19 protein-coding genes are annotated in these 19,052 nt (G+C 59.9%); 11 read left to right on the top strand and 8 right to left on the bottom strand.

Features of this window, described 5'->3' with window-relative positions:
* Positions 1-77 precede the first annotated feature (77 nt).
* Entirely contained in the window at positions 78-278 is a 201-nt protein-coding gene (locus D3870_RS21950) for a hypothetical protein (protein WP_147375712.1), read from the top strand.
* A gap of 134 nt (positions 279-412) precedes the next feature.
* Here the strand turns inward: D3870_RS21950 and pbpG are convergent, their stop codons facing one another.
* The 3 genes from pbpG to D3870_RS05160 all read right to left on the bottom strand — a co-directional run bounded on the left by pbpG (position 413) and on the right by D3870_RS05160 (position 3,708).
* On the bottom strand, positions 413-1,549 hold the full coding sequence (gene pbpG / locus D3870_RS05170; protein ID WP_119741707.1) for a D-alanyl-D-alanine endopeptidase: 1,137 nt from the start codon (positions 1,547-1,549) through the stop codon (positions 413-415).
* A 201-nt stretch (positions 1,550-1,750) separates the two neighbouring features.
* Positions 1,751-2,824, bottom strand: a complete 1,074-nt coding sequence (locus D3870_RS05165) for a tartrate dehydrogenase (protein ID WP_119737229.1) — start codon at positions 2,822-2,824, stop codon at positions 1,751-1,753.
* Between the two features lie 2 nt (positions 2,825-2,826).
* Positions 2,827-3,708, bottom strand: a complete 882-nt coding sequence (locus tag D3870_RS05160) for an alpha/beta fold hydrolase (protein ID WP_119737227.1) — start codon at positions 3,706-3,708, stop codon at positions 2,827-2,829.
* A 94-nt stretch (positions 3,709-3,802) separates the two neighbouring features.
* On the opposite strand from D3870_RS05160, the gene D3870_RS05155 reads away from it, so the two are divergent.
* Positions 3,803-4,714 (top strand): LysR family transcriptional regulator, encoded by a 912-nt coding sequence (locus D3870_RS05155; RefSeq protein ID WP_119737225.1) that lies wholly within the window; start codon positions 3,803-3,805, stop codon positions 4,712-4,714.
* Here the strand turns inward: D3870_RS05155 and D3870_RS05150 are convergent.
* The 4 genes from D3870_RS05150 to D3870_RS05135 all read right to left on the bottom strand — a co-directional run bounded on the left by D3870_RS05150 (position 4,704) and on the right by D3870_RS05135 (position 7,670).
* The gene (locus D3870_RS05150) at positions 4,704-5,399 is read right to left on the bottom strand and encodes a nitroreductase (RefSeq protein WP_119737223.1); all 696 of its coding nucleotides are present in this window, start codon (positions 5,397-5,399) and stop codon (positions 4,704-4,706) included. The genes D3870_RS05155 and D3870_RS05150 overlap by 11 nt on opposite strands.
* A complete protein-coding gene (locus D3870_RS05145) occupies positions 5,396-5,836 on the bottom strand; it encodes an acyl-CoA thioesterase (protein ID WP_158590507.1) in 441 nt (146 codons plus the stop codon). The genes D3870_RS05150 and D3870_RS05145 overlap by 4 nt, the downstream gene beginning before the upstream one ends.
* A complete protein-coding gene (locus tag D3870_RS05140; RefSeq protein WP_242490040.1) occupies positions 5,836-6,681 on the bottom strand; it encodes a DMT family transporter in 846 nt (281 codons plus the stop codon). Before D3870_RS05140 ends, D3870_RS05145 begins: the two co-directional genes overlap by 1 nt.
* Positions 6,682-6,770: 89 nt before the next feature.
* Positions 6,771-7,670, bottom strand: coding sequence for a histone deacetylase family protein (locus D3870_RS05135; protein ID WP_119737217.1), 900 nt, complete (start codon positions 7,668-7,670; stop codon positions 6,771-6,773).
* Positions 7,671-7,952: 282 nt separating this feature from the next.
* Between D3870_RS05135 and phaP the strand changes: the two genes are divergently transcribed.
* A complete protein-coding gene (phaP, locus tag D3870_RS05130) occupies positions 7,953-8,525 on the top strand; it encodes a TIGR01841 family phasin (protein WP_119741705.1) in 573 nt (190 codons plus the stop codon).
* A gap of 110 nt (positions 8,526-8,635) precedes the next feature.
* Here phaP and D3870_RS05125 read toward each other — a convergent pair whose 3' ends face one another.
* Positions 8,636-10,300 carry an ABC transporter permease gene (locus D3870_RS05125; RefSeq protein WP_119737215.1) on the bottom strand — a complete coding sequence of 555 codons (1,665 nt, stop codon included), beginning with the start codon at positions 10,298-10,300 and terminating at the stop codon, positions 8,636-8,638.
* 88 nt (positions 10,301-10,388) lie between these two features.
* On the opposite strand from D3870_RS05125, the gene D3870_RS05120 reads away from it, so the two are divergent.
* From D3870_RS05120 to D3870_RS05085, 8 genes are all read left to right on the top strand, one after another.
* Positions 10,389-11,486 carry an ABC transporter ATP-binding protein gene (locus D3870_RS05120; protein WP_119737213.1) on the top strand — a complete coding sequence of 366 codons (1,098 nt, stop codon included), beginning with the start codon at positions 10,389-10,391 and terminating at the stop codon, positions 11,484-11,486.
* Positions 11,487-12,052: 566 nt separating this feature from the next.
* Positions 12,053-13,306 carry an urea ABC transporter substrate-binding protein gene (urtA, locus tag D3870_RS05115; protein WP_119737211.1) on the top strand — a complete coding sequence of 418 codons (1,254 nt, stop codon included), beginning with the start codon at positions 12,053-12,055 and terminating at the stop codon, positions 13,304-13,306.
* A gap of 151 nt (positions 13,307-13,457) precedes the next feature.
* On the top strand, positions 13,458-15,071 hold the full coding sequence (gene urtB, locus D3870_RS05110; protein ID WP_119737209.1) for an urea ABC transporter permease subunit UrtB: 1,614 nt from the start codon (positions 13,458-13,460) through the stop codon (positions 15,069-15,071).
* On the top strand, positions 15,068-16,153 hold the full coding sequence (urtC, locus tag D3870_RS05105) for an urea ABC transporter permease subunit UrtC (RefSeq protein ID WP_119737207.1): 1,086 nt from the start codon (positions 15,068-15,070) through the stop codon (positions 16,151-16,153). Before urtB ends, urtC begins: the two co-directional genes overlap by 4 nt.
* A 5-nt stretch (positions 16,154-16,158) precedes the next feature.
* Positions 16,159-16,995, top strand: coding sequence for an urea ABC transporter ATP-binding protein UrtD (urtD, locus tag D3870_RS05100; RefSeq protein ID WP_422879663.1), 837 nt, complete (start codon positions 16,159-16,161; stop codon positions 16,993-16,995).
* A gap of 25 nt (positions 16,996-17,020) precedes the next feature.
* A complete protein-coding gene (urtE, locus tag D3870_RS05095; RefSeq protein ID WP_119741703.1) occupies positions 17,021-17,719 on the top strand; it encodes an urea ABC transporter ATP-binding subunit UrtE in 699 nt (232 codons plus the stop codon).
* A gap of 7 nt (positions 17,720-17,726) precedes the next feature.
* Positions 17,727-18,605 carry an urease accessory protein UreD gene (locus tag D3870_RS05090; protein WP_119737203.1) on the top strand — a complete coding sequence of 293 codons (879 nt, stop codon included), beginning with the start codon at positions 17,727-17,729 and terminating at the stop codon, positions 18,603-18,605.
* A 139-nt stretch (positions 18,606-18,744) separates the two neighbouring features.
* The gene (locus D3870_RS05085; RefSeq protein ID WP_119737201.1) at positions 18,745-19,047 is read left to right on the top strand and encodes an urease subunit gamma; all 303 of its coding nucleotides are present in this window, start codon (positions 18,745-18,747) and stop codon (positions 19,045-19,047) included.
* The last annotated feature ends 5 nt before the right edge of the window (positions 19,048-19,052 follow it).

The raw sequence follows: 19,052 nt of genomic DNA, 5'->3' as shown, positions 1-19,052 counted from the left end.
AGCCAGTGGGCGGACGGAATCATCGCTGACGAGAAGGATTTCAGGAATATGCAATTGGACCGACGCTGCAAGAAGTTATGCTGCACGAAATGCACGTTAAAAAACAATGGCACGACGCTCAAGGCATGACCGCACGCGCCGAGCTTGTTTGTAACTGCGAGTTGTTTTCGAAATGGTATCGTTTCCATTCTGTTCCAAACCTCAATGCAGAACAACCGGAAATGAACAGAAAAATTGTAACGCTGGCAAAGGCGCGCCCATTCCTCATATCAACATGATGTTGAGCATCATGCTGCGTTCAGGGTTTGATTCTTTCTGTGCAACTTCGATGATGCGGCGACCGAAATGAAAACGGGCCGCGATTTGCGGCCCGTCAAGAAAACCAGATTGTCTGTACCTCTATCATCTCTTGTCAGCTCTGCTGCGCGTTGGCGTTGACTTGCAGGAATTGAGGTTTGTTGCTGCTGCTTTCCAGCCATTTGCGAATGCGGCTTGCGTCGGCAAGACGCGACTGCTTGCCCTTGGAATCCAGAAACACCATGACAACCGGGCGGCCTTCTATTCTTGCCTGCATGACAAGGCAGCGTCCCGCTTCGGAAATATAGCCGGTCTTTTGCAAGCCGATTTCCCAGTCTGTATTCGTCACCAAGCGGTTGGAGTTGAAATACTGCAGCAGATGTCCGCCTGCATCGACCATGTATTTCGGATCGGTCGAATACTCGCGGATGAGCGGGTGCTGATATGCCGCAGCGACCAGTTTTGCAAGGTCACGCGCGCTTGCCACATTCTGGCTGGAAAGTCCGGTCGCATCGACATAGTGCGTGTCGGTCATGCCGAGCGCCCTCGCCTTTGCATTCATTGCCGCGACAAATACCGGGAAACCGCCGGGATAGTGTCGACCCAGCGCCGATGCCGCACGATTTTCGGAACTCATCAGGGCGATATGCAGCATGTTCGCACGCGTCAATTGCGCGCCGACGCGCAGACGCGAACCGCTGTTCTTTTCGCGATCGATATCATCTGCCGTTACCTCGAGCAACTCGTCCATGTTCTGGCGCGCTTCCACCACAACCAGTGCAGTCATCAGCTTCGTCAGCGATGCAATCGGCAATGCGATATTGGAATTTTTTTCGAACAACACCTGGGAGGTGCTTTGATCGACCACCAGTGCAACGTTGGACGCCAGCGCGAGCGGATCGCGCGTTGCGTTAAGTCCTGCCAGATCGCCCGCACTCATCACTGGCGGCACAACAGGGATCGCCGGACGGTAAGCGACGCGCTGATAGACGACCTTGCGCTTGCCGTGCGAAACGATGACTTTCCGGACAAGCCTTTCCTTGGGATCGAGGGATGTGTCATCGCCACTGCGAACGGTGGCGGTTTTGACGGAACGCGCCTTGACGCCACCCTTGCGCTTGGCTGCCGATTTGTTCTGAGCCACCTGTTTTTTTGCAGATGGCGCAGCCCTAGCCGAATCTTGCGCCGACATTGCCGGAGCCGCCAACACTGAACATAACGACAACACTAATCCAAGCGCGGACTTCCTCATCTGCACTTCCTCCCTGATTCGCTGGTGCAACATTATATCTTGCAGTCTAGCAAAATAGTGAGTTTCAGCAAGCAAATTAAGGAGTTAGCGCGTGGAATTAAACGGTTTTCTTAATGCTAATTGACAATACACAAACCCCATTTCGCCTTTCGAAATGACCGGAAGGCGAAATGGATGAGATCAGTTAATTCATGGAAATTTTTACAATGCTTCGGCAATGGCCTTGCCCAGATCGATGGTATTTGCCGTGCCTCCAATGTCCCGGGTAAACGGGGCGTTTTTCGGGCCGGCTTCGAGCACCTTTTCAATCGCCCGCAATACCGCAGCGCCCGCCTCCGCATGTCCGAGATGCTCCAGCATCATGGCGCCGCACCAGATCTGGCCGATCGGATTGGCGATGCCCTTGCCGGCGATGTCCGGCGCCGAGCCGTGCACCGGTTCGAACAATGACGGGAACGTGCGTTCCGGATTGATGTTGGCCGACGGTGCAATTGCGATCGTGCCGGTGCAGGCAGGACCGAGGTCGGACAGGATGTCGCCGAACAGATTGGAGGCGACCACGACGTCGAACCAATCCGGATTCTTGACGAAATGCGCGGTCAGGATATCGATGTGGAATTTGTCCCATTTCACATCGGGGTACGATTTCGCCATCTCGGTCACGCGCTCGTCCCAGTAGGGCATCGTGATCGAGATGCCGTTGGATTTGGTGGCGGAGGTCAGATGCTTCTTCGGACGATGCTGCGCCAGCTCGAACGCGAACTTCAGGATGCGATCCACGCCCTTGCGTGAGAACACGCTTTCCTGGAACACGACTTCGCGCTCCGTGCCCTCGTACATCTTGCCGCCGACCGAGGAATACTCACCCTCGGTGTTTTCGCGCACGACGTAGAAGTCGATGTCGCCCGGCTTGCGGTCGGCCAGAGGCGATGGAATGCCCGGCATCAGCCGGCACGGACGCAGGTTCACGTACTGGTCGAATTCACGCCGAAACTTGAGCAGCGAACCCCACAGCGAAATGTGGTCGGGCACGATGTCGGGCCAGCCCACCGCACCGAAGAAGATCGCGTCATGGCCGCCGATGCGATCCTTCCAGTCATCCGGCATCATCTGTCCGTGCTTCGCGTAGTAGTCGCACGACGCAAAATCGAAATGGTCCCATTTGAAATCGATGCCGAACTTGCGCGCGGCGGCATCCAGCACGCGCAAGCCTTCCGGCACCACTTCCTTGCCGATGCCGTCGCCGGCAATCACCGCGATCCGATGTGTCGTCATTTTCATTCCTCCAGAAATCCAGTCAATTCATTCAGCAGCAGTTCCGGCACTTCTTCCGGAATGTAATGGCCCGACGGCAACGCGCAGCCGCGCACATCGCTTGCGACTTTGCGCCACTCGTCGAGCGGCTTGAAGCATTTTTCGACCACGCCATGCGCGCCCCACAGCGCCAGCAAGGGCATTGCCAGCTTGTGTCCGGCGGCGATATCGGCGCGGTCATGCTCAAGATCGATCGTGGCGGATGCGCGATAGTCCTCGCAGATGCCGCGAATCGTGCCGGGCAACTTGATGCAACGCTTGTATTCTTCCACTGCCTCAGGAGCGAACGGCGCCATGCCCGACGAACGTCCGCCTATCGTGTTCAGCAGATAAAACTCCGGATCCGCGCCGAGCAGCGTCTCGGGAAACTGCGCAGGCTGGATCAGGAAAAACCAGTGATAGTAAGCCTGCGCAAACGCCATCGACGTCTGTTCATACATCGTCAGCGTCGGCGCAATGTCCAGCACCGCGAGCTTGCGCACCCGCTGCGGGTGATCGGCGGCCAGGCGATGGGCGACGCGGCCGCCGCGATCGTGCCCGACCACGAAAAACTCCTCGAAGCCGAGGTGCGACATCAGCTTGACCATATCGAGCGCCATCGCACGCTTGGAATAATTGGCATGATCCGCGACGGCTTCCGGCTTGCCGGAATCGCCATAGCCGCGCAGGTCGGCGCAGACCACGGTGTAATCGCGCGCCAGCCTGTTCGCGACCTTGTGCCAGATGACATGCGTCTGCGGATGACCGTGCAAGAGCAGCAACGCCGGGCCCGCACTCCGGTGCACGCGGTAGTGGATGGCCACGCCGTCCAACTCGATGGTCGCTTCTTCAAATCCGGCAAACATGGCTTCCTTTCTGGACGCAATGTGACGATTCTAATGCCTTCTCATTTGTTTTTAATTAAACTGAATCAATTACATTATTAACCTGAGCGACACAATGGATTTGAGTTCGGAACTTGCCTTTTTCCACCGGCTGGCGAAAAGCGGCAGCCTTACCGCGACCGCACGCGAGCTGAACCTGACGCCGCCGGCGATATCCAAGCGGCTGGCGCAACTCGAGGCGCGGCTGGGCGTGCGCCTGCTCAATCGCACCACGCGCAGGATCAGCCTGACCGAGGAAGGCGAGCTGTATTACCGCGAAGCGGCGCGCATCCTGTCGGACATCGAGCAGCTGGAACAGACCATTGCCAGCCGCCGCGCCGCCCCGCGCGGCTTGCTGCGGGTGAACGCGACGTTCGGCTTCGGGCATCGCCACATCGCACCGGCGGTTTCACGCTTCGTGAGGCAGTATCCCGAAGTGCGCGTGCAATTGCAGCTGACCGACAAGCCGATCAATCTCGCCGATGAAGCCTTCGATGTCGGCATCCGTCTCGGCACGCTCGACGATGCGCAACTGGTGGCGCGCCGCATCGCGTCCAACCGGCAAATCCTGGTGGCCTCACCCGCCTATCTGAAGCAGCATGGCAAGCCGAAGCATCCTGCCGAATTGCGCGAGCACGATTGCCTCGTGATTCGCGAGAATGATGCGTATGGCGTGTGGAAATTCACCGGCAAATCCGGCACGGAAACCGTGCGCGTGAGCGGCAGCTTGTCATCGAACAACGGCGAAGTGGTACGCAACTGGACGCTGGCCGGCCACGGCATCATGCTGCGCTCGGAGTGGGACCTGGCAGACCATCTGCAGCGGGGTGAATTGGTGGAAGTGCTGCCCGGCTGGCGCGGGCCGGACGCCGACATTCATGCCGTGTTTCCGCAGCGGCTGCATCTGTCGGCGAAGGTGCGGGTGTTCATCGACTTTCTCGTCGAGTCCTTCGCCGCACCGCCATGGGCCAAGGCCGCTATTCGATGAACTTGACGAAGCTGCTCAAGGGCTCGCGCTCGGTCACCAGCGTGTTCTCGATCCTGTCCGGATCGGCGTAGCCAAGCGACATCCCGCACACCACCATCTCGGTCGGCGGCAGCTGCAGCATCCCGGCGATGATCTTGTGATACTGCGTGAAGGCCGCCTGCGGACAGGTGTCCAGTCCGCGTCCGCGCGCGGCGACCATGATGTTCTGCAGGAACATGCCATAGTCGAGCCAGGACCCTTTCTCCATCACGCGGTCGATGGTAAACATCATGCCGACCGGCGCATCGAAGAAGCTGTAATTCCGTCCGTGCTGCTCGTGCATGCCATGCTTGTTTTCGCGCGTGAGTCCGAGCAGGGAATACAGGTCCCAGCCCACCTTGCGGCGGCGGTCGATGTAGGGCGACACCCACGCGCTCGGGTAGTAGTGATATTCCTCGATGTGCTGCTTGTTGATATCCGGATCGTTATGGGCGCGCATGACTTCGTCGGATAGGCGCTGCTTGATTTCTCCGGTCAGCACGTACACTTTCCACGGCTGCGTATTGGTGCCCGACGGTGCGCGGGCGGCGACTTCGAGGATGGTTTCGATGTCTTCCCGCGCGACTTCCTTTGGCAGAAAGGCGCGTATCGAGCGGCGCGACGTGATGGCCGCATCGACGATTCTCTGTTCCGGCGTATCGATCATGATGCTGGCATTTCGATGGTTTGCAACAGCGCACGCATCTTGTCGGGCACTGCGCTCGGCTTGCGCGTTTCGCGGTCGACATAGACGTGGATGAAGTGGCCTTGCGCCGCTGCGCTTTCCTCATCGTTGCGGAAAATGCCGACTTCGTAACGCACGCTGGAGTTGCCCAGTTTGGTCACGCGCAGTCCCGCCGTCACGCGGTCCGGGAAGGCGACCGACGCGAAATAGGTGCACTGCGTTTCGATCACCAAACCGATGACGGGACTGCGTTCGATATCGAGCGCGCCATTGGCGATCAGGAACTGATTGACCACCGTGTCGAACCAGCTGTAGTAGACGACGTTGTTGACGTGTCCGTACGCATCGTTGTCCATCCAGCGCGTGGTAATTGCATGGAAATGCTTATAGTCGCTTCGATTTTTCGCTTCTGCCCGCATCATTTTCTCACTACAAGAGCTACGCCAATGACAGCCAGCACCATGCCGGCCATGCCGACCATGCTGAAGGCCTCCCCAAACATGAGCCACGCCATGACAGCCGTCGTCGGCGGGGTCAGGTACAACAAACTGGTGACTTGCGTCGCCGCGCTTTTGCGTATCAGCGCGAACAACAGGAAAATCGCGCCGATCGACAGTGCAAGTATCGACCACAACAAGGCGCCGATGAATTCCGGCGTCCATTGCACCGCATCCAGCGCCGGGGTCAATCCCTCGAACGCCATCGCAAACGGCAGCACCGCCACGATCGATGCCGCGAACTGGATGATCGTGCCGGTACGCAGGTCAAAGTTCGCACAATATTTTTTCTGATACAGCGTCCCAACTGTAATCGACAGCAAGGCGAAGATGCACAGCGCAATGCTCGGCCATGACAAGCCGATCAGCGAGATCTTGTTTGCAACCACGAGGCCGACGCCGCACAAGCCGAACGCCAGTCCGATCCATTGGCGGCCACGCACCGATTCGCCGACCATGGGCGCGGCGAAGGCGGTCAATATCGGCTGCAAGCCGACGATCAGCGCCGACAGGCCGGCCGGCATGCCCAGCTTGATCGCGCACCACACGCCTGCCAGATAACCGGCCTGCACCAGGATGCCGGCGAGCGCGATATGCCGGATGCGGCCCACCGGCCAGGGGGCGCGCATCAGCAACACGACCGGCAGCAGAATCACCAGCACGCCGGTGAATCGCAGCAGCAGGAAGGTCAATGGCGGCGCATACGGCAAGCCGAATTTGGCAACGATGAAGCCCGTGCTCCAGATCAGCACGAAGAGGAAAGGCATGGCGGCCACCAGCGCGTTTTGCGTGGCGCTTGCAGTGGCAGCCGGTACAGTGTCAGTCGATTTCAGGAAACGCATATTCGGATAAGGGCTCAGGGGCCGATAGCATATTGAGAGGCAATGGCGATAGTTTGCACATGGACTGCCACGGTGTCCTGGATATTCTTGCCGTAGCCGCCTGCCATTGCCACCGCGACCGGAATCCCGCGCTGCCGCGCCGTGGCCAGCACCAGATGATCGCGTGCGGCAAGGCCGCTCATGGTCAGTTTCAGCCTGCCCAGCCGGTCGCCTTCATGCGGGTCCGCGCCGGCCAGATAGATAATCAGTTGCGGCGCAAAGCGACGGAACAGTTCGGCGAGCGCCTCTTGCAATGCAGCCAGATAGGCATCGTCGCCGGTGCCGTCGGGTAGCGCGACATCGAGATCGCTGGTTTCCTTCCTGAACGGGTAATTGCGTTCGCCGTGCAGCGACAGGGTGAATACCGAATCGTCGCAGGCAAGAATCGACGCGGTGCCGTTGCCTTGATGCACGTCCAGATCGACAATCGCAACCCGCCGAACCCGGCGCTCCGCCTGCATCAACCGCGCCGCGATGGCGGCGTCATTGAACACGCAAAATCCTTCGCCACGATCCGCATGCGCGTGGTGCGTGCCGCCGGCCAGATTGACTGCCGCACCGGCCTGCAATGCCGCACGGCACGCCTCGATGGTGGCGCCGGCGGAGCGGCGCGAACGCTCGACCATTCTCGGCGTCCACGGGAAGCCGATCGCCTTTTGTTCCGCAGGCGACAGCGCGCCGGTGGAAACGCGTTCTATATAGGAAGGATGATGCGCCAGCGCGAGCACACCATCGCTCGTGTAGGGTGCCTCATGAAATTCCAGACCAGGAACCGCATCGCACGCTCCTTGCCGGATGAGACTGTACTTTTGCATCGGGAAGCGATGGCCCTCGGGGAGAGGCAGCACGAAGTGGTCGCTGTAGAAGGCTTTCAAGGAACGAGGCAAAGAGGACGAACAGTGGGAGTGGGCCGAGTGTAGCACGCACGCATATCCCAGCCATTTGGTCAGGTTTTTGTCAATCGGATTGCGTTGTCATTCGCACCATTTGTTGTCAATGTGGTATTTTGGTGCTTCGCAACAATTGCAGTTGACTTGCCCCCGGCAATCCTTAAAATACCTTTCGTTGCGACGCACAAAAATATGCTGGGCGACGTGATTTTCACCTCTTCATCGACACAACTCATCGACCGATTCTTTTCTCATAAGGGGAAGTACATGTTTACCATTCCTGAGCAATTTTCCGCAGCATCCAAAGCAAGCGTTGAAGCTCAATTGGCCCTGATTTCCAGCCTGACCAACAAGGCATTTGAAAGCGTCGGCAAGATCGCCGACCTGAACATCGCCGTTGCAAAAACCGCCCTCGAAGAATCCAATGTTGCAGCGAAGCAATTATTCGCAGCAAAAGACCCGCAGGAATGGCTGTCGGTGAGTGCTGCATTTGCACAACCGGCTGCTGAAAAAGCGCAAGCCTATGCCCGTCATCTGGCCGGCATCGCCACCGACGTGCAGACAGAACTCACCAAGGCTGCCGAATCGCAGATTTCAGAGTCCAGCCGCAAGGTGCTGGAACTGGTTGAAGAACTGACAAAGAACGCGCCTGCCGGGTCGGAAAACGCCATCGCACTGCTGAAGTCGGCCATCGGCAATGCGAATGCCGGTTACGAGCAGTTCACCAAGAACACCAAGCAAGCCGTTGAATCGCTCGAAGCAAACCTCAACAATGCGGTCAGCCAGTTCGCACAACCCGCCGCAACCAAGGCAGCGGGCCGTGCCAGCGTCAAGAAGTAAGAGCCAGAACCGGCAAGGCTGCGAGTTCGGCATCTGCCTGACTCGGGCCGCGCAGGGTCAAGCAAAGCCCCGGACGATCCGGGGCTTTTTTATGTCCTCGGTTTCCCCCGCTACTTGCCCTTCGCGATCGCCCGCGCCAGCGCAACCACAGGCACGAAGGCGATCAGCACGATGGTCAACGCGGGCAAGGCCGCTTCGCCGAGCCGCTCATCCGATGCGAGTTGATGGGTGATGACGGCGAGGGTATCGAAATTGAAAGGCCGCACGGTGAGTGTCGCCGGCAACTCCTTCACCACGTCCACGAACACCAGCAGGCCCGCCGTCGTCACGCTGCGCCACAGCAGCGGCGCATGCACCCGCATCAGCATCGAACCCAGGCCATGGCCGAGACTGCGCGCACTGGCGTCCATGCTGGGCGTGATCTTGTCCAGGCCGGACTGCACGCTTTGGTAGGAAACCGCGAGAAAGCGCACCAGATAGGCATAGATGAGGGCCGCCACACTGCCGGTCAGCACAAATGCCATTCCGCGTTCCGCGCCCCATGCGTCGATGCGTGACAAGGGGATCAGGATCCCCACCGCGATCACCGCGCCGGGCACGGCGTAACCCATGCTCACGATGCGGTTGGATGCCGCCTGCAGACGACTCCTGGTCACGCGCGCCGCGTAGGCCAGCAAGACGCAGATTGCAATCGCGATCAATGCCGTCACCACCCCCAGCACGACGCTGTTTTGCAGCCAGCCGACATAGCGAAAACTCAGCTCCACCGTATCTTCCCCTGCCAGCAAATGCAGCAGGATCGCCAACGGCAGCAGGAATCCGAGTAGCACGGGAATCGCGCAGAACAGTGATGCGGTCCAGGCGCGCGCGCCGGTGAGGGGCAGCAACGCCTGCGCCTTGACGCGGCTGCCGACGGCGTAATAGCGCGCCCGGCCGCGGCTCTTGTGTTCCAGCAGCATCAGAAACACGATCGCGATCAGCAACACGGCGGCGATTTGCGCAGCGGCAGCATGATCGGAAAAGGTGTACCAGGATTTGTAGATGCCGGTGGTCAGGGTCGGCACGCCGAAATAGGCAACCGCGCCGTAGTCCGCCAGCGTTTCCATCAGGGCCAGCGCAATGCCCGCCGCCGCCGCAGGCCGCGCCAGCGGAAGGCTGATCTTGAAGAAGCTCGCCCACGGTCCCATGCCGAGCGTGCGCGCGGCATCCCACATACGCGGACTGCGCTCCAGAAATGCATTGCGCGCCAGCAGATAGATATAGGGATACAGCACGAACGCGAACAGCACGCCGGCGCCGCCGACCGAACGGATCTGCGGGAACCAGTAATCGTGCGCACGCCAGCCGAAGGCTTCGCGCAAGGCGCTTTGCACCGGCCCCGAAAACTGCAGGAAATCGGTGTAGGCATAGGCGACAACGTAGGACGGCATCGCCAGCGGCAGCACCAGCGCCCATTCGAATACACGCTTGCCGGGAAACTGGAATACCGCGACCAGCCAGGCGCAGCCGATGCCGCCGATCGCGCCCAGTACGGCGACGATGGCGGCAATCGCGAGGCTGTTGGCGATGTATTCGGGCAGCACGGTCGCCCATAAATGGGAAAAAGTTGCCGCAGTCGGGTCGGTCGCGGCCGGATCCGTGCCGACGACCAGGTTGGAAAGCACGCCGGCGATGGGGACGCCGACCAGGAAGGCGATGGCAAGGGAAGCGAGCAACAAGGGATGAACGCTGCCGGTTTGCTGCGGTCCGGCCGGGGCCGGATTGTGATTGCGCATGAACTCCACAATATTTGTGCACTTGTTTACTGAATGAGAATTATAATCAATTGAGTATTACATCCGTGCAATTGTTGAATTTTGTTCCATGAAAGCCGCACTTCCCTCCCCTGCCTACCTTTCGGTTGACGCGATTCGCGTTGGCTATCGCCAGAGTCGCAACGTCCATGAAGTCGTCCACGGTCTGTCGTTCTCGCTCGCGCGCGGCGAAATCGGCTGCCTGCTCGGCCCGTCCGGCTGCGGCAAGACGACGGTACTGCGCGCGATCGCGGGGTTCGAGTCGCTGCTCGATGGCTGCATCGTGCTGGGCGGCCGGGAATTGAGCCAGGCCGGCACAACCGCACCGCCGGAAACGCGCCAGGTCGGCGTGGTGTTTCAGGATTACGCACTGTTCCCGCACCTGTCGGTATGGGACAACATCGGCTTCGGCCTGCGCAAGCTGAATGCGACCGAGCGCAAGGCGCGGGTGGACACCTTGCTGGCGCTGGTCGGCTTGTCTTCGCACGCACGGCAGTATCCGCATGAACTTTCCGGCGGACAGCAGCAGCGTGTCGCGCTGGCTCGCGCTCTGGCGCCGCAACCGGACCTGCTTTTGCTCGACGAGCCGTTTTCCAATCTCGACGTCGATCTGCGCGAACGCCTCGCGCTGGAAGTGCGCGACATCCTGAAGGAACTCGGCACCACGGCGATCCTTGTGACGCATGACCAGCATGAGGCGTTCGCCATCGCCGACAGCATCGGCGTGATGCACAACGGCGTGATCGTGCAATGGGACAGCGCCTACAACCTGTATCACCGCCCCGCCGATCGCTTCGTCGCCGATTTCATCGGTCAGGGCGTCTTCACGCCGGGCGTGGTCGATCTGCCGCGCCAGCTTGTCAATATCGAACTGGGCAGCCTGCCGCTATGCCAGGGCGTCGATGTCTGCATCACCAATGACCGAGACGAGCAGCAAGTCGACGTGCTGCTGCGCGCCGACGATGTGATCCACGACGACGAGAGCCCCTTGCAGGCGGAAGTCGTGCGCAAGGCATTTCGCGGCGCAGAGTTCCTGTATACCTTGAAGCTGCCCAGCGGCCAGCAGTTGCTCGCGCTCGTCCCCTCCCACCATGATCATGCGATCGGCGAGAAGATCGGCATCAAGTTGAGTGCCGATCATGTGGTGACCTTCCCGGTCGAACAATGAACCGTCACGGTTCGATTTCTCTCGCATTGTTTCAGAGCGTCTAACAAAATGCAGCGAAGCGGTTCTGAGTAGGGTTGAGCAGGGAATTCGGGCGGCCTACTGCCCGCCTGCGTAACGACACAGGCATGCAAGCCTGTGCGCGCCCTGCAAGGGTGCCGCCGCAGACAGTACGACCGGTACGGCAAGGGCGAAGCAGGGGATTCGCAACGTATGCGTTGCGCCTGCGTAGCGGCCTTGGCTTGCCAGCCAAGGCGCGCCCTGCAAGGGGCACAACATCCTCGGAATCATTTTGTTAGATGCTCTTGGTCTGCCGCCAGGCGCTCCTGAATCGCATCCATCGATTTTCTTCCGCCCCATCGGCGACGCACCAATGCACAGCGTCGCCGATCAAGCTTGGTGCGCAAGGCACCATATCAAGTCACCAACGCACTCTCATCGCACGTCAATGCAGCATGCGACCCATCAAACCGCACTGATCCGTGCATGCATTGATTGGCACACAAACTGCTAAATGTTGCTCCGCGAGTTATCGCATTCCCATGACCCTTTAAAAGAAGGAGCAACCAATGTCCCGTCGCACCCTTTTGAAAGCGACCGCTGCCGGCGCTTTGACCCTTGTTGCGTCTGCCTGGATGCCGCAGGCACTGGCCGCCGATACCATCAAGGTCGGCATTCTCCACTCGCTGTCCGGCACGATGGCCATCTCGGAAACGTCGCTCAAAGACGTGGCCTTGATGACGATCGAAGAGATCAATGCCAAGGGCGGCGTGATGGGCAAGAAGCTGGAGCCGGTGGTTGTCGATCCGGCCTCCAACTGGCCGCTGTTCGCCGAGAAGGCGCGTCAGCTGGTCTCACAGGACAAGGTTGCGGTTGTGTTCGGCTGCTGGACCTCGGTCTCGCGCAAGTCGGTGCTGCCGGTGTTCAAGGAATTGAACAGCCTGCTGTTCTATCCGGTGCAGTACGAAGGCGAGGAGCTTGAGAAGAATGTGTTCTACACCGGCGCCGCGCCCAACCAGCAGGCGATTCCGGCCGTCGAATACCTGATGTCGAAGGAAGGCGGCGGCGCGAAGCGTTTCGTGCTGCTCGGCACCGACTACGTGTATCCGCGCACGACCAACAAGATCCTGCGCGCCTTCCTGAAATCGAAAGGCGTGAAGGAATCCGATATCGACGAGGTCTACACACCCTTCGGCCATTCCGACTACCAGACCATCGTCGCCAACATCAAGAAGTTTGCGACCGGCGGCAAGACCGCAGTGATCTCGACCATCAACGGCGACTCCAACGTGCCGTTCTATAAAGAACTCGGCAATGCCGGTTTGAAGGCAACCGACGTGCCGGTCGTCGCGTTCTCGGTTGGCGAAGAGGAATTGCGCGGTGTTGATGCCAAGCCGCTGGTCGGCCACCTGGCCGCATGGAACTATTTCCAGTCGGTGAAGAATCCGGTGAACGACGACTTCATCAAGAAATGGAAAGCCTACGCCGTCGCGAAGAAGCTGCCGAACGCCAGCACGGTCGTCACCAACGACCCGATGGAAGCGACCTACGTCGGCATCCACATGTGGAAGCAGGCGGTCGAGAAAGCGAAGTCGACCGACACCGACAAGGTGATCGCGGCGATGGGCGGCCAGACCTTCAAGTCACCGTCGGGCTTTGAACTGACGATGGACAAGACCAACCATCACCTGCACAAGCCGGTGATGATCGGCGAGATCAAGCCGGACGGTCAGTTCAGCGTCGTGTGGAAGACCAAGGCCCCGGTGCGCGCACAACCCTGGAGCCCGTTCATCACAGGTAACGAGGCCAAGCAGAACATGTAATGCCGCCTGTGCCCTTCCCCGGCAATCGCGGGGAAGGCAAAACAAGCCGCAGCACGAGCCGGGGCGTGGGTCCCCACACTCCGGCTTTTTATCGTCCGCAGATTTCGCAGTGTTGGCATTTCCATTGTTTGTCTTCACCAAGACATAAAACATGAAACTTATAAAAAGAATCATCGCCGTCGGCTGGTTGTGCATGGCTGCAATGGCATCGGTAGCAGCGCACGCCGCGATCGATGCCGCGCTCTTGAAGCCGCTGGCAGGAGACGACCCCGATGCCCGTATCGAAGCGGTCAACAAGATGGCCGCACTGGGCTCGGAAGATGCGCTGAAGGTATTGAAAGCGCTGAAAGAAGACACGCTTTACGCCAATCCCGATGGCCAGGTGTTCATCGTTGAAAACGGCCAGGCGTTCGATCCCGCAACCGGGAAAACCATCGCGACACCCGATGGCGTGGATGGCATCACCGTCAACAACCGCCTGCGCGGCGCAGTCGATGCAGCGATGTCGGGATTGAAGCTGCTGTCGGACGACCCGAATCAGCGCATGGCGGCGGCGCTTGAGATGCAGAAAGGTGCCGACGCTGCGCAGCTTCCCTTGATCAACAAGGCGCTGCAAAAGGAAACCGATCCGAAGATCAAATCGATTCTGCAAATGGCAGCAGCGACAGCGAACCTGCAATCCGAGGATGCCGCCACGCGCAGGGAAGCCGTGAAATCGCTGGCGGACAGTTCCAACGCCAATCTGAAACCGGTCCTGACGCGCATGCTCGACAAGAACCCGGACGGCAGTCATGTCGAGCCGGACGAGTCGGTGCGTATCGCCGCCGTCAATACCCTCAATGCAATCAATGCACGTCTTGCCCGCACCGAATTCATCGGCAACCTGTTCTACGGCATCTCGATGGGCAGCGTGCTGCTGCTGGCGGCGCTGGGACTGGCGATCACCTTCGGGCTGATGGGCATCATCAACATGGCGCACGGTGAGCTGCTGATGATCGGTGCGTACACGACCTATGTGTGCCAGATGCTGTTCCGGCAATTCCTGCCTGCCTATATCGATGCCTATCTGCTGGTCGCGTTGCCGGCGGCCTTCATCGTCGCCGGTTTGGTCGGCATCGTGCTCGAACGCACAGTGATCCGTTGGCTGTACGGCCGTCCGCTCGAAACCCTGCTGGCGACATGGGGCATCAGCCTCGTGTTGATGCAGCTGGTGCGCTCGATCTTCGGCGCGCAGAACGTCGAGGTGGCGAATCCCTCGTGGATGTCGGGCGGCGTGACGGTGATGGGTTCGCTGGTGTTGTCGTACAACCGCATCGTCATCATCTTCTTCGCGCTGTTCGTGGTCGCCGTGGTGTGGCTGATGCTGAACAAGACGCGGCTCGGCCTGTTTGTGCGCGCCGTGACGCAGAACCGCCGCATGGCCGACTGCGTCGGCGTCTCCACCGGCAAGGTGGACATGCTGACCTTCGGCCTCGGTTCCGGCATCGCCGGACTGGGCGGCGTGGCGCTGTCGCAGCTCGGTAACGTCGGCCCGGACCTCGGCCAGGCTTATATCGTCGATTCCTTCATGGTCGTGGTGCTCGGCGGTGTCGGGCAACTGGCCGGCACCGTGATCGCGGCATTCGGCCTGGGCGAAGTCAACAAGTTCCTCGAACCGGTCGCGGGCGCAGTGCTGGCCAAGATCGCGATCCTCGTTTTCATCATCGTCTTTATCCAGAAGCGGCCGCAAGGGCTGTTCGCAATGAAAGGCAGGAGCGTGGAATGACGCCATCTCTCTTTTCCCGCCCGGCGTGGACCGCCATCATCGTCTGCGCCATCGTGCTGGCTTTGTTACCGATATTGAATCTGACATTCGCACCGGATCATGCGCTGCATGTGTCGTCCTATACCGTGGCGCTGGTCGGCAAGTTCATGTGCTACGCCATGGCCGCGCTGGCGCTCGATCTGGTGTGGGGCTACACCGGCATCCTGTCGCTCGGCCACGGCGTGTTCTTCGCGCTCGGCGGCTACGCGCATGGCATGTACCTGATGCGCGCCATCGGCAAGGATGGCGTGTATCAAAGCAACCTGCCCGACTTCATGGTGTTCCTCGACTGGAAAACGTACCCGTGGTACTGGTCGTTCACCGAGCACTTCTGGTATGCGATGGCATTGGTGGTGCTGGTGCCCGGCGTGCTGGCCTTCGTGTTCGGCTACTTCGCCTTCCGTTCGCGCATCAAGGGCGTGTACTTTTCGATCATCACGCAGGCCATGACCTTCGCCTTCATGCTGCTCTTCTTCCGCAACAACACCGGCTTCGGCGGCAACAACGGCTTCACGGATTTCAAGCGCATTCTCGGCTTCAGCATCACCGCGCCGACGACCAAGGCGGCGCTTTTTCTGATCACGCTCGCCGCCCTGCTCGGCGCGGTGGTCCTGTGCCGCTGGATCGTCACTTCGAAACTGGGACGCGTGCTGCAGGCGGTGCGCGACTCCGAATCGCGCCTGATGTTCATCGGCTACAACCCGCTGTGGTTCAAGCTGTTCGTGTGGACCCTGTCCGCCGTCTTGTGCGGCATCGCCGGTGCGCTGTATGTGCCGCAGGTCGGCATCATCAATCCGTCTGAAATGTCGCCTGGCAATTCCATCGAAATGGTGATCTGGGCAGCGGTCGGCGGACGCGGCTCGCTGCTCGGCCCCATCATCGGCGCGTTTTCGGTGAATGGCTTGAAGAGCTGGTTCACCGGCGCGTTCCCCGATCTCTGGCTGTATGCGCTCGGCCTGATCTTCATTCTGGTCACGCTGTTCATGCCGCAGGGCGTGCTCGGACTGGCAAAACAATTCCAGAGAAAGCGGGAGGCGGCATGAACGACATGTTGAAGAACAGGGAGCCGTTCGATATTGAAGGCCATGCCGACTACGGAACTTCCTATGCGCGTCCGAAACAGGAAGGCGTCGATACCACGCACGGCGCGATTCTGTATCTGGAAGACATCACCGTGTCCTTCGATGGCTTCAAGGCGCTGAACAAGCTGACACTCGATATCTCGGTCGGCGAATTGCGCTGCATCATCGGCCCCAACGGCGCGGGCAAGACCACCATGATGGACGTGATCACCGGCAAGACGCGACCGACCTCCGGCACCGCGTTCTTCGGCCAGACCATGGACTTGACGACGATGGCCGAATACCAGATCGCGCACGCCGGCATCGGCCGCAAATTTCAGCGTCCTACCGTGTTCGAGCAGCACACCGTCTTCGAGAATCTCGAACTGGCGATGAAGATGGACAAGCGCGTCAAGCCGACGCTGTTCTTCAAGCTCACCTCGGAACAGAAGGGCAGGATCGATGACATCCTGAAACTGGTCCGTCTGAACGGGCAGGAACACAGGCTGGCCGGCCTGCTGTCGCACGGCCAGAAACAGTGGCTGGAAATCGGCATGCTGCTCATGCAGGAGCCGCAGCTGCTGCTGCTCGACGAGCCGGTGGCAGGCATGTCCGACGCGGAGACTGCGCGCACGGCGGAATTGCTGAACGAGTTGCGCGGCAAGCATTCGATCATGGTCGTCGAGCATGACATGGCCTTCGTGACCGAAATTGCACGCGACGGCAAGGTGACGGTGTTGCATGAAGGCTCGGTGCTGGCGGAGGGCGGAATGCAGCAGGTGCAGGCGGATGAACGCGTGATCGAAGTGTATCTGGGCCGCTAAGGGAGGGAACATGCAAGGAAATGCGATGCTGCAAGTCGGCCAACTCAATCAATACTACGGCTCCTCCCACACCCTGCGCGGCGTTTCGCTGTCACTGGAACAAGGGCAGTGTCTCGCCCTGCTGGGCCGCAATGGCGTGGGCAAGACCACATTGCTGAAATGCCTGATGGGCGTGCTGCCGGTGGCGAAGGGGCACGTCTCGCTGGAAGGGTGTGACATCACGAAACTCAAACCGCATGAACGCGCCGCGCTCGGCATTGCCTATGTGCCGCAGGGACGGGAAATCTTCGCGCGGCTGACGGTCGAAGAAAACCTGATGATGGGCATGGCGACAAAATCCGCCCGCAAGGCGTCCACCATACGCGACGAAGTATACGAACTGTTCCCCGTATTGAAGGAGATGCTGCATCGACGCGGCGGCGACCTCTCGGGCGGACAGCAGCAGCAACTGGCCATCGCGCGCGCCCTGCTGGCCGACCCGAAGCTGATCATTCTCGACGAACCGACCGAGGGGATTCAGCCATCGATCATCAAGGACATCGAACGCGTGATCCGTCTGCTGCGCCAGCGCGGCGACATTGCCATCCTGCTGTGCGAACAGTATTTCGACTTCGCCCATGCGCTGGCCGACAAGTTCGTGGTGCTGTCGCGCGGCGAAGTGGTCGCATCCGGTTCGCAGGAACAGATGGATCACGAGGACGTGAAGCGGCATCTGGCAGTATAGTTTTGGCATGAAACGAATCGCACAAGAACCTGTCGACCAACTGCCCGTCGATGACGCGGCCGCGTCCACGCGGTGGAAGGCACGGCTGTCGCTCGGCTTTGCCGACGATGCTGGCACGACGCGTCTGGTGGAGCGCAGCCACTTCGGCCCCTTGCGCGTGCAGAAACCGCTTTATCCCGAGGGGAGCGACATCTGCCATGCCATCGTCATCCATCCGCCGGGCGGCGTGGTCGGCGGTGACGAACTGACGATCACGGCGAACGTGGGCGCGCATGCGCATGCATTCATCACGACGCCGGGCGCGGCGAAATGGTACAAGGCGAACGGTAGCGTGTCGCATCAGAAGGTGCGGCTCGACGTCGCACAAGGCGCTTCGCTGGAATGGTTGCCGCAGGAAACCATCTTCTTCAATGCGGCGCATGTGCGGCTCGACCAGCACATCTCGCTTGAACGGGACGCCAGCTACATCGGCTGCGAAGTGCTGTGCTTTGGCCGTACCGCGTCGGGAGAAATCTTCGACACGGGTCGCATCGAGCAGCGCACCAGCATTCGGTATGACAGCAAGTTGATCTGGTTCGAACAAGGCGCGCTGGGCGGCGACGAAGCATCGATGCATAGTCCGCTGGCCCTGGCTGGAAAAACCGTCTGTGCCACGCTGATTGCAGCAGGCAAGGTCTTGCCTGCATCCGTCATTGCCGGAATACGCGACGAGGCAATGAGTAACGGCGACCTGTTCGGCGCGACGCAACTGAAATCGGTATTGGTCGTGCGCTATCTCGGCACCTCCAGCGAGACGGCCAAACAATTGATGACACGCGCATGGCATCGCATTCGTCCTGAGCTGATGGGACGAGAGGCCGTCGTACCGCGCATCTGGAATACATAGTTACTGTGTCATTCCGAATGCAATGAGGAATCTCAACGTATCCACGTGCTGCTGATGCCCGAGATTGCTCACTGCGTTCGGAATGACAGGCCGTAGCGCTTTCTTTGCAATACCCCTTTGAATAAAAACCGGAGAACCCATGGAGCTGACTCCAAGAGAAAAAGACAAACTCCTGATCTTCACCGCCGCCCTGCTGGCCGAACGTCGCAAGGCGCGCGGCCTCAAGCTCAATTACCCGGAGGCGGTCGCGCTGATCACCGCAGCGATCATGGAAGGCGCGCGGGATGGACGCACGGTCGCCGAACTGATGAGTGAAGGCGCGAAAATTCTCGGCCGCGACGACGTGATGGAAGGCGTCGCGGAAATGATCCCGGACATCCAGGTGGAAGCCACCTTCCCCGACGGCACCAAGCTGGTGACCGTCCATCACCCGATTCCCTGAGGAGA

The sequence above is a fragment of the Noviherbaspirillum cavernae genome (assembly GCF_003590875.1).
In the GTDB taxonomy this organism is placed as follows: Bacteria; Pseudomonadota; Gammaproteobacteria; order Burkholderiales; family Burkholderiaceae_D; genus Noviherbaspirillum; species Noviherbaspirillum cavernae.
This window is presented reverse-complemented; position numbering and strand designations above follow the sequence as displayed.

Coding starts and splice junctions, on each gene's coding strand:
- D3870_RS21950 (WP_147375712.1), top strand. CDS start 78: ATGCTGCACGAAATGCACGTTAAAAAACAATGGCACGACGCTCAAGGC.
- pbpG (WP_119741707.1), bottom strand. CDS start 1,549: ATGAGGAAGTCCGCGCTTGGATTAGTGTTGTCGTTATGTTCAGTGTTG.
- D3870_RS05165 (WP_119737229.1), bottom strand. CDS start 2,824: ATGACGACACATCGGATCGCGGTGATTGCCGGCGACGGCATCGGCAAG.
- D3870_RS05160 (WP_119737227.1), bottom strand. CDS start 3,708: ATGTTTGCCGGATTTGAAGAAGCGACCATCGAGTTGGACGGCGTGGCC.
- D3870_RS05155 (WP_119737225.1), top strand. CDS start 3,803: ATGGATTTGAGTTCGGAACTTGCCTTTTTCCACCGGCTGGCGAAAAGC.
- D3870_RS05150 (WP_119737223.1), bottom strand. CDS start 5,399: ATGATCGATACGCCGGAACAGAGAATCGTCGATGCGGCCATCACGTCG.
- D3870_RS05145 (WP_158590507.1), bottom strand. CDS start 5,836: ATGCGGGCAGAAGCGAAAAATCGAAGCGACTATAAGCATTTCCATGCA.
- D3870_RS05140 (WP_242490040.1), bottom strand. CDS start 6,681: ATGCCTTTCCTCTTCGTGCTGATCTGGAGCACGGGCTTCATCGTTGCC.
- phaP (WP_119741705.1), top strand. CDS start 7,953: ATGTTTACCATTCCTGAGCAATTTTCCGCAGCATCCAAAGCAAGCGTT.
- D3870_RS05125 (WP_119737215.1), bottom strand. CDS start 10,300: ATGCGCAATCACAATCCGGCCCCGGCCGGACCGCAGCAAACCGGCAGC.
- D3870_RS05120 (WP_119737213.1), top strand. CDS start 10,389: ATGAAAGCCGCACTTCCCTCCCCTGCCTACCTTTCGGTTGACGCGATT.
- urtA (WP_119737211.1), top strand. CDS start 12,053: ATGTCCCGTCGCACCCTTTTGAAAGCGACCGCTGCCGGCGCTTTGACC.
- urtB (WP_119737209.1), top strand. CDS start 13,458: ATGAAACTTATAAAAAGAATCATCGCCGTCGGCTGGTTGTGCATGGCT.
- urtC (WP_119737207.1), top strand. CDS start 15,068: ATGACGCCATCTCTCTTTTCCCGCCCGGCGTGGACCGCCATCATCGTC.
- urtD (WP_422879663.1), top strand. CDS start 16,159: ATGTTGAAGAACAGGGAGCCGTTCGATATTGAAGGCCATGCCGACTAC.
- urtE (WP_119741703.1), top strand. CDS start 17,021: ATGCTGCAAGTCGGCCAACTCAATCAATACTACGGCTCCTCCCACACC.
- D3870_RS05090 (WP_119737203.1), top strand. CDS start 17,727: ATGAAACGAATCGCACAAGAACCTGTCGACCAACTGCCCGTCGATGAC.
- D3870_RS05085 (WP_119737201.1), top strand. CDS start 18,745: ATGGAGCTGACTCCAAGAGAAAAAGACAAACTCCTGATCTTCACCGCC.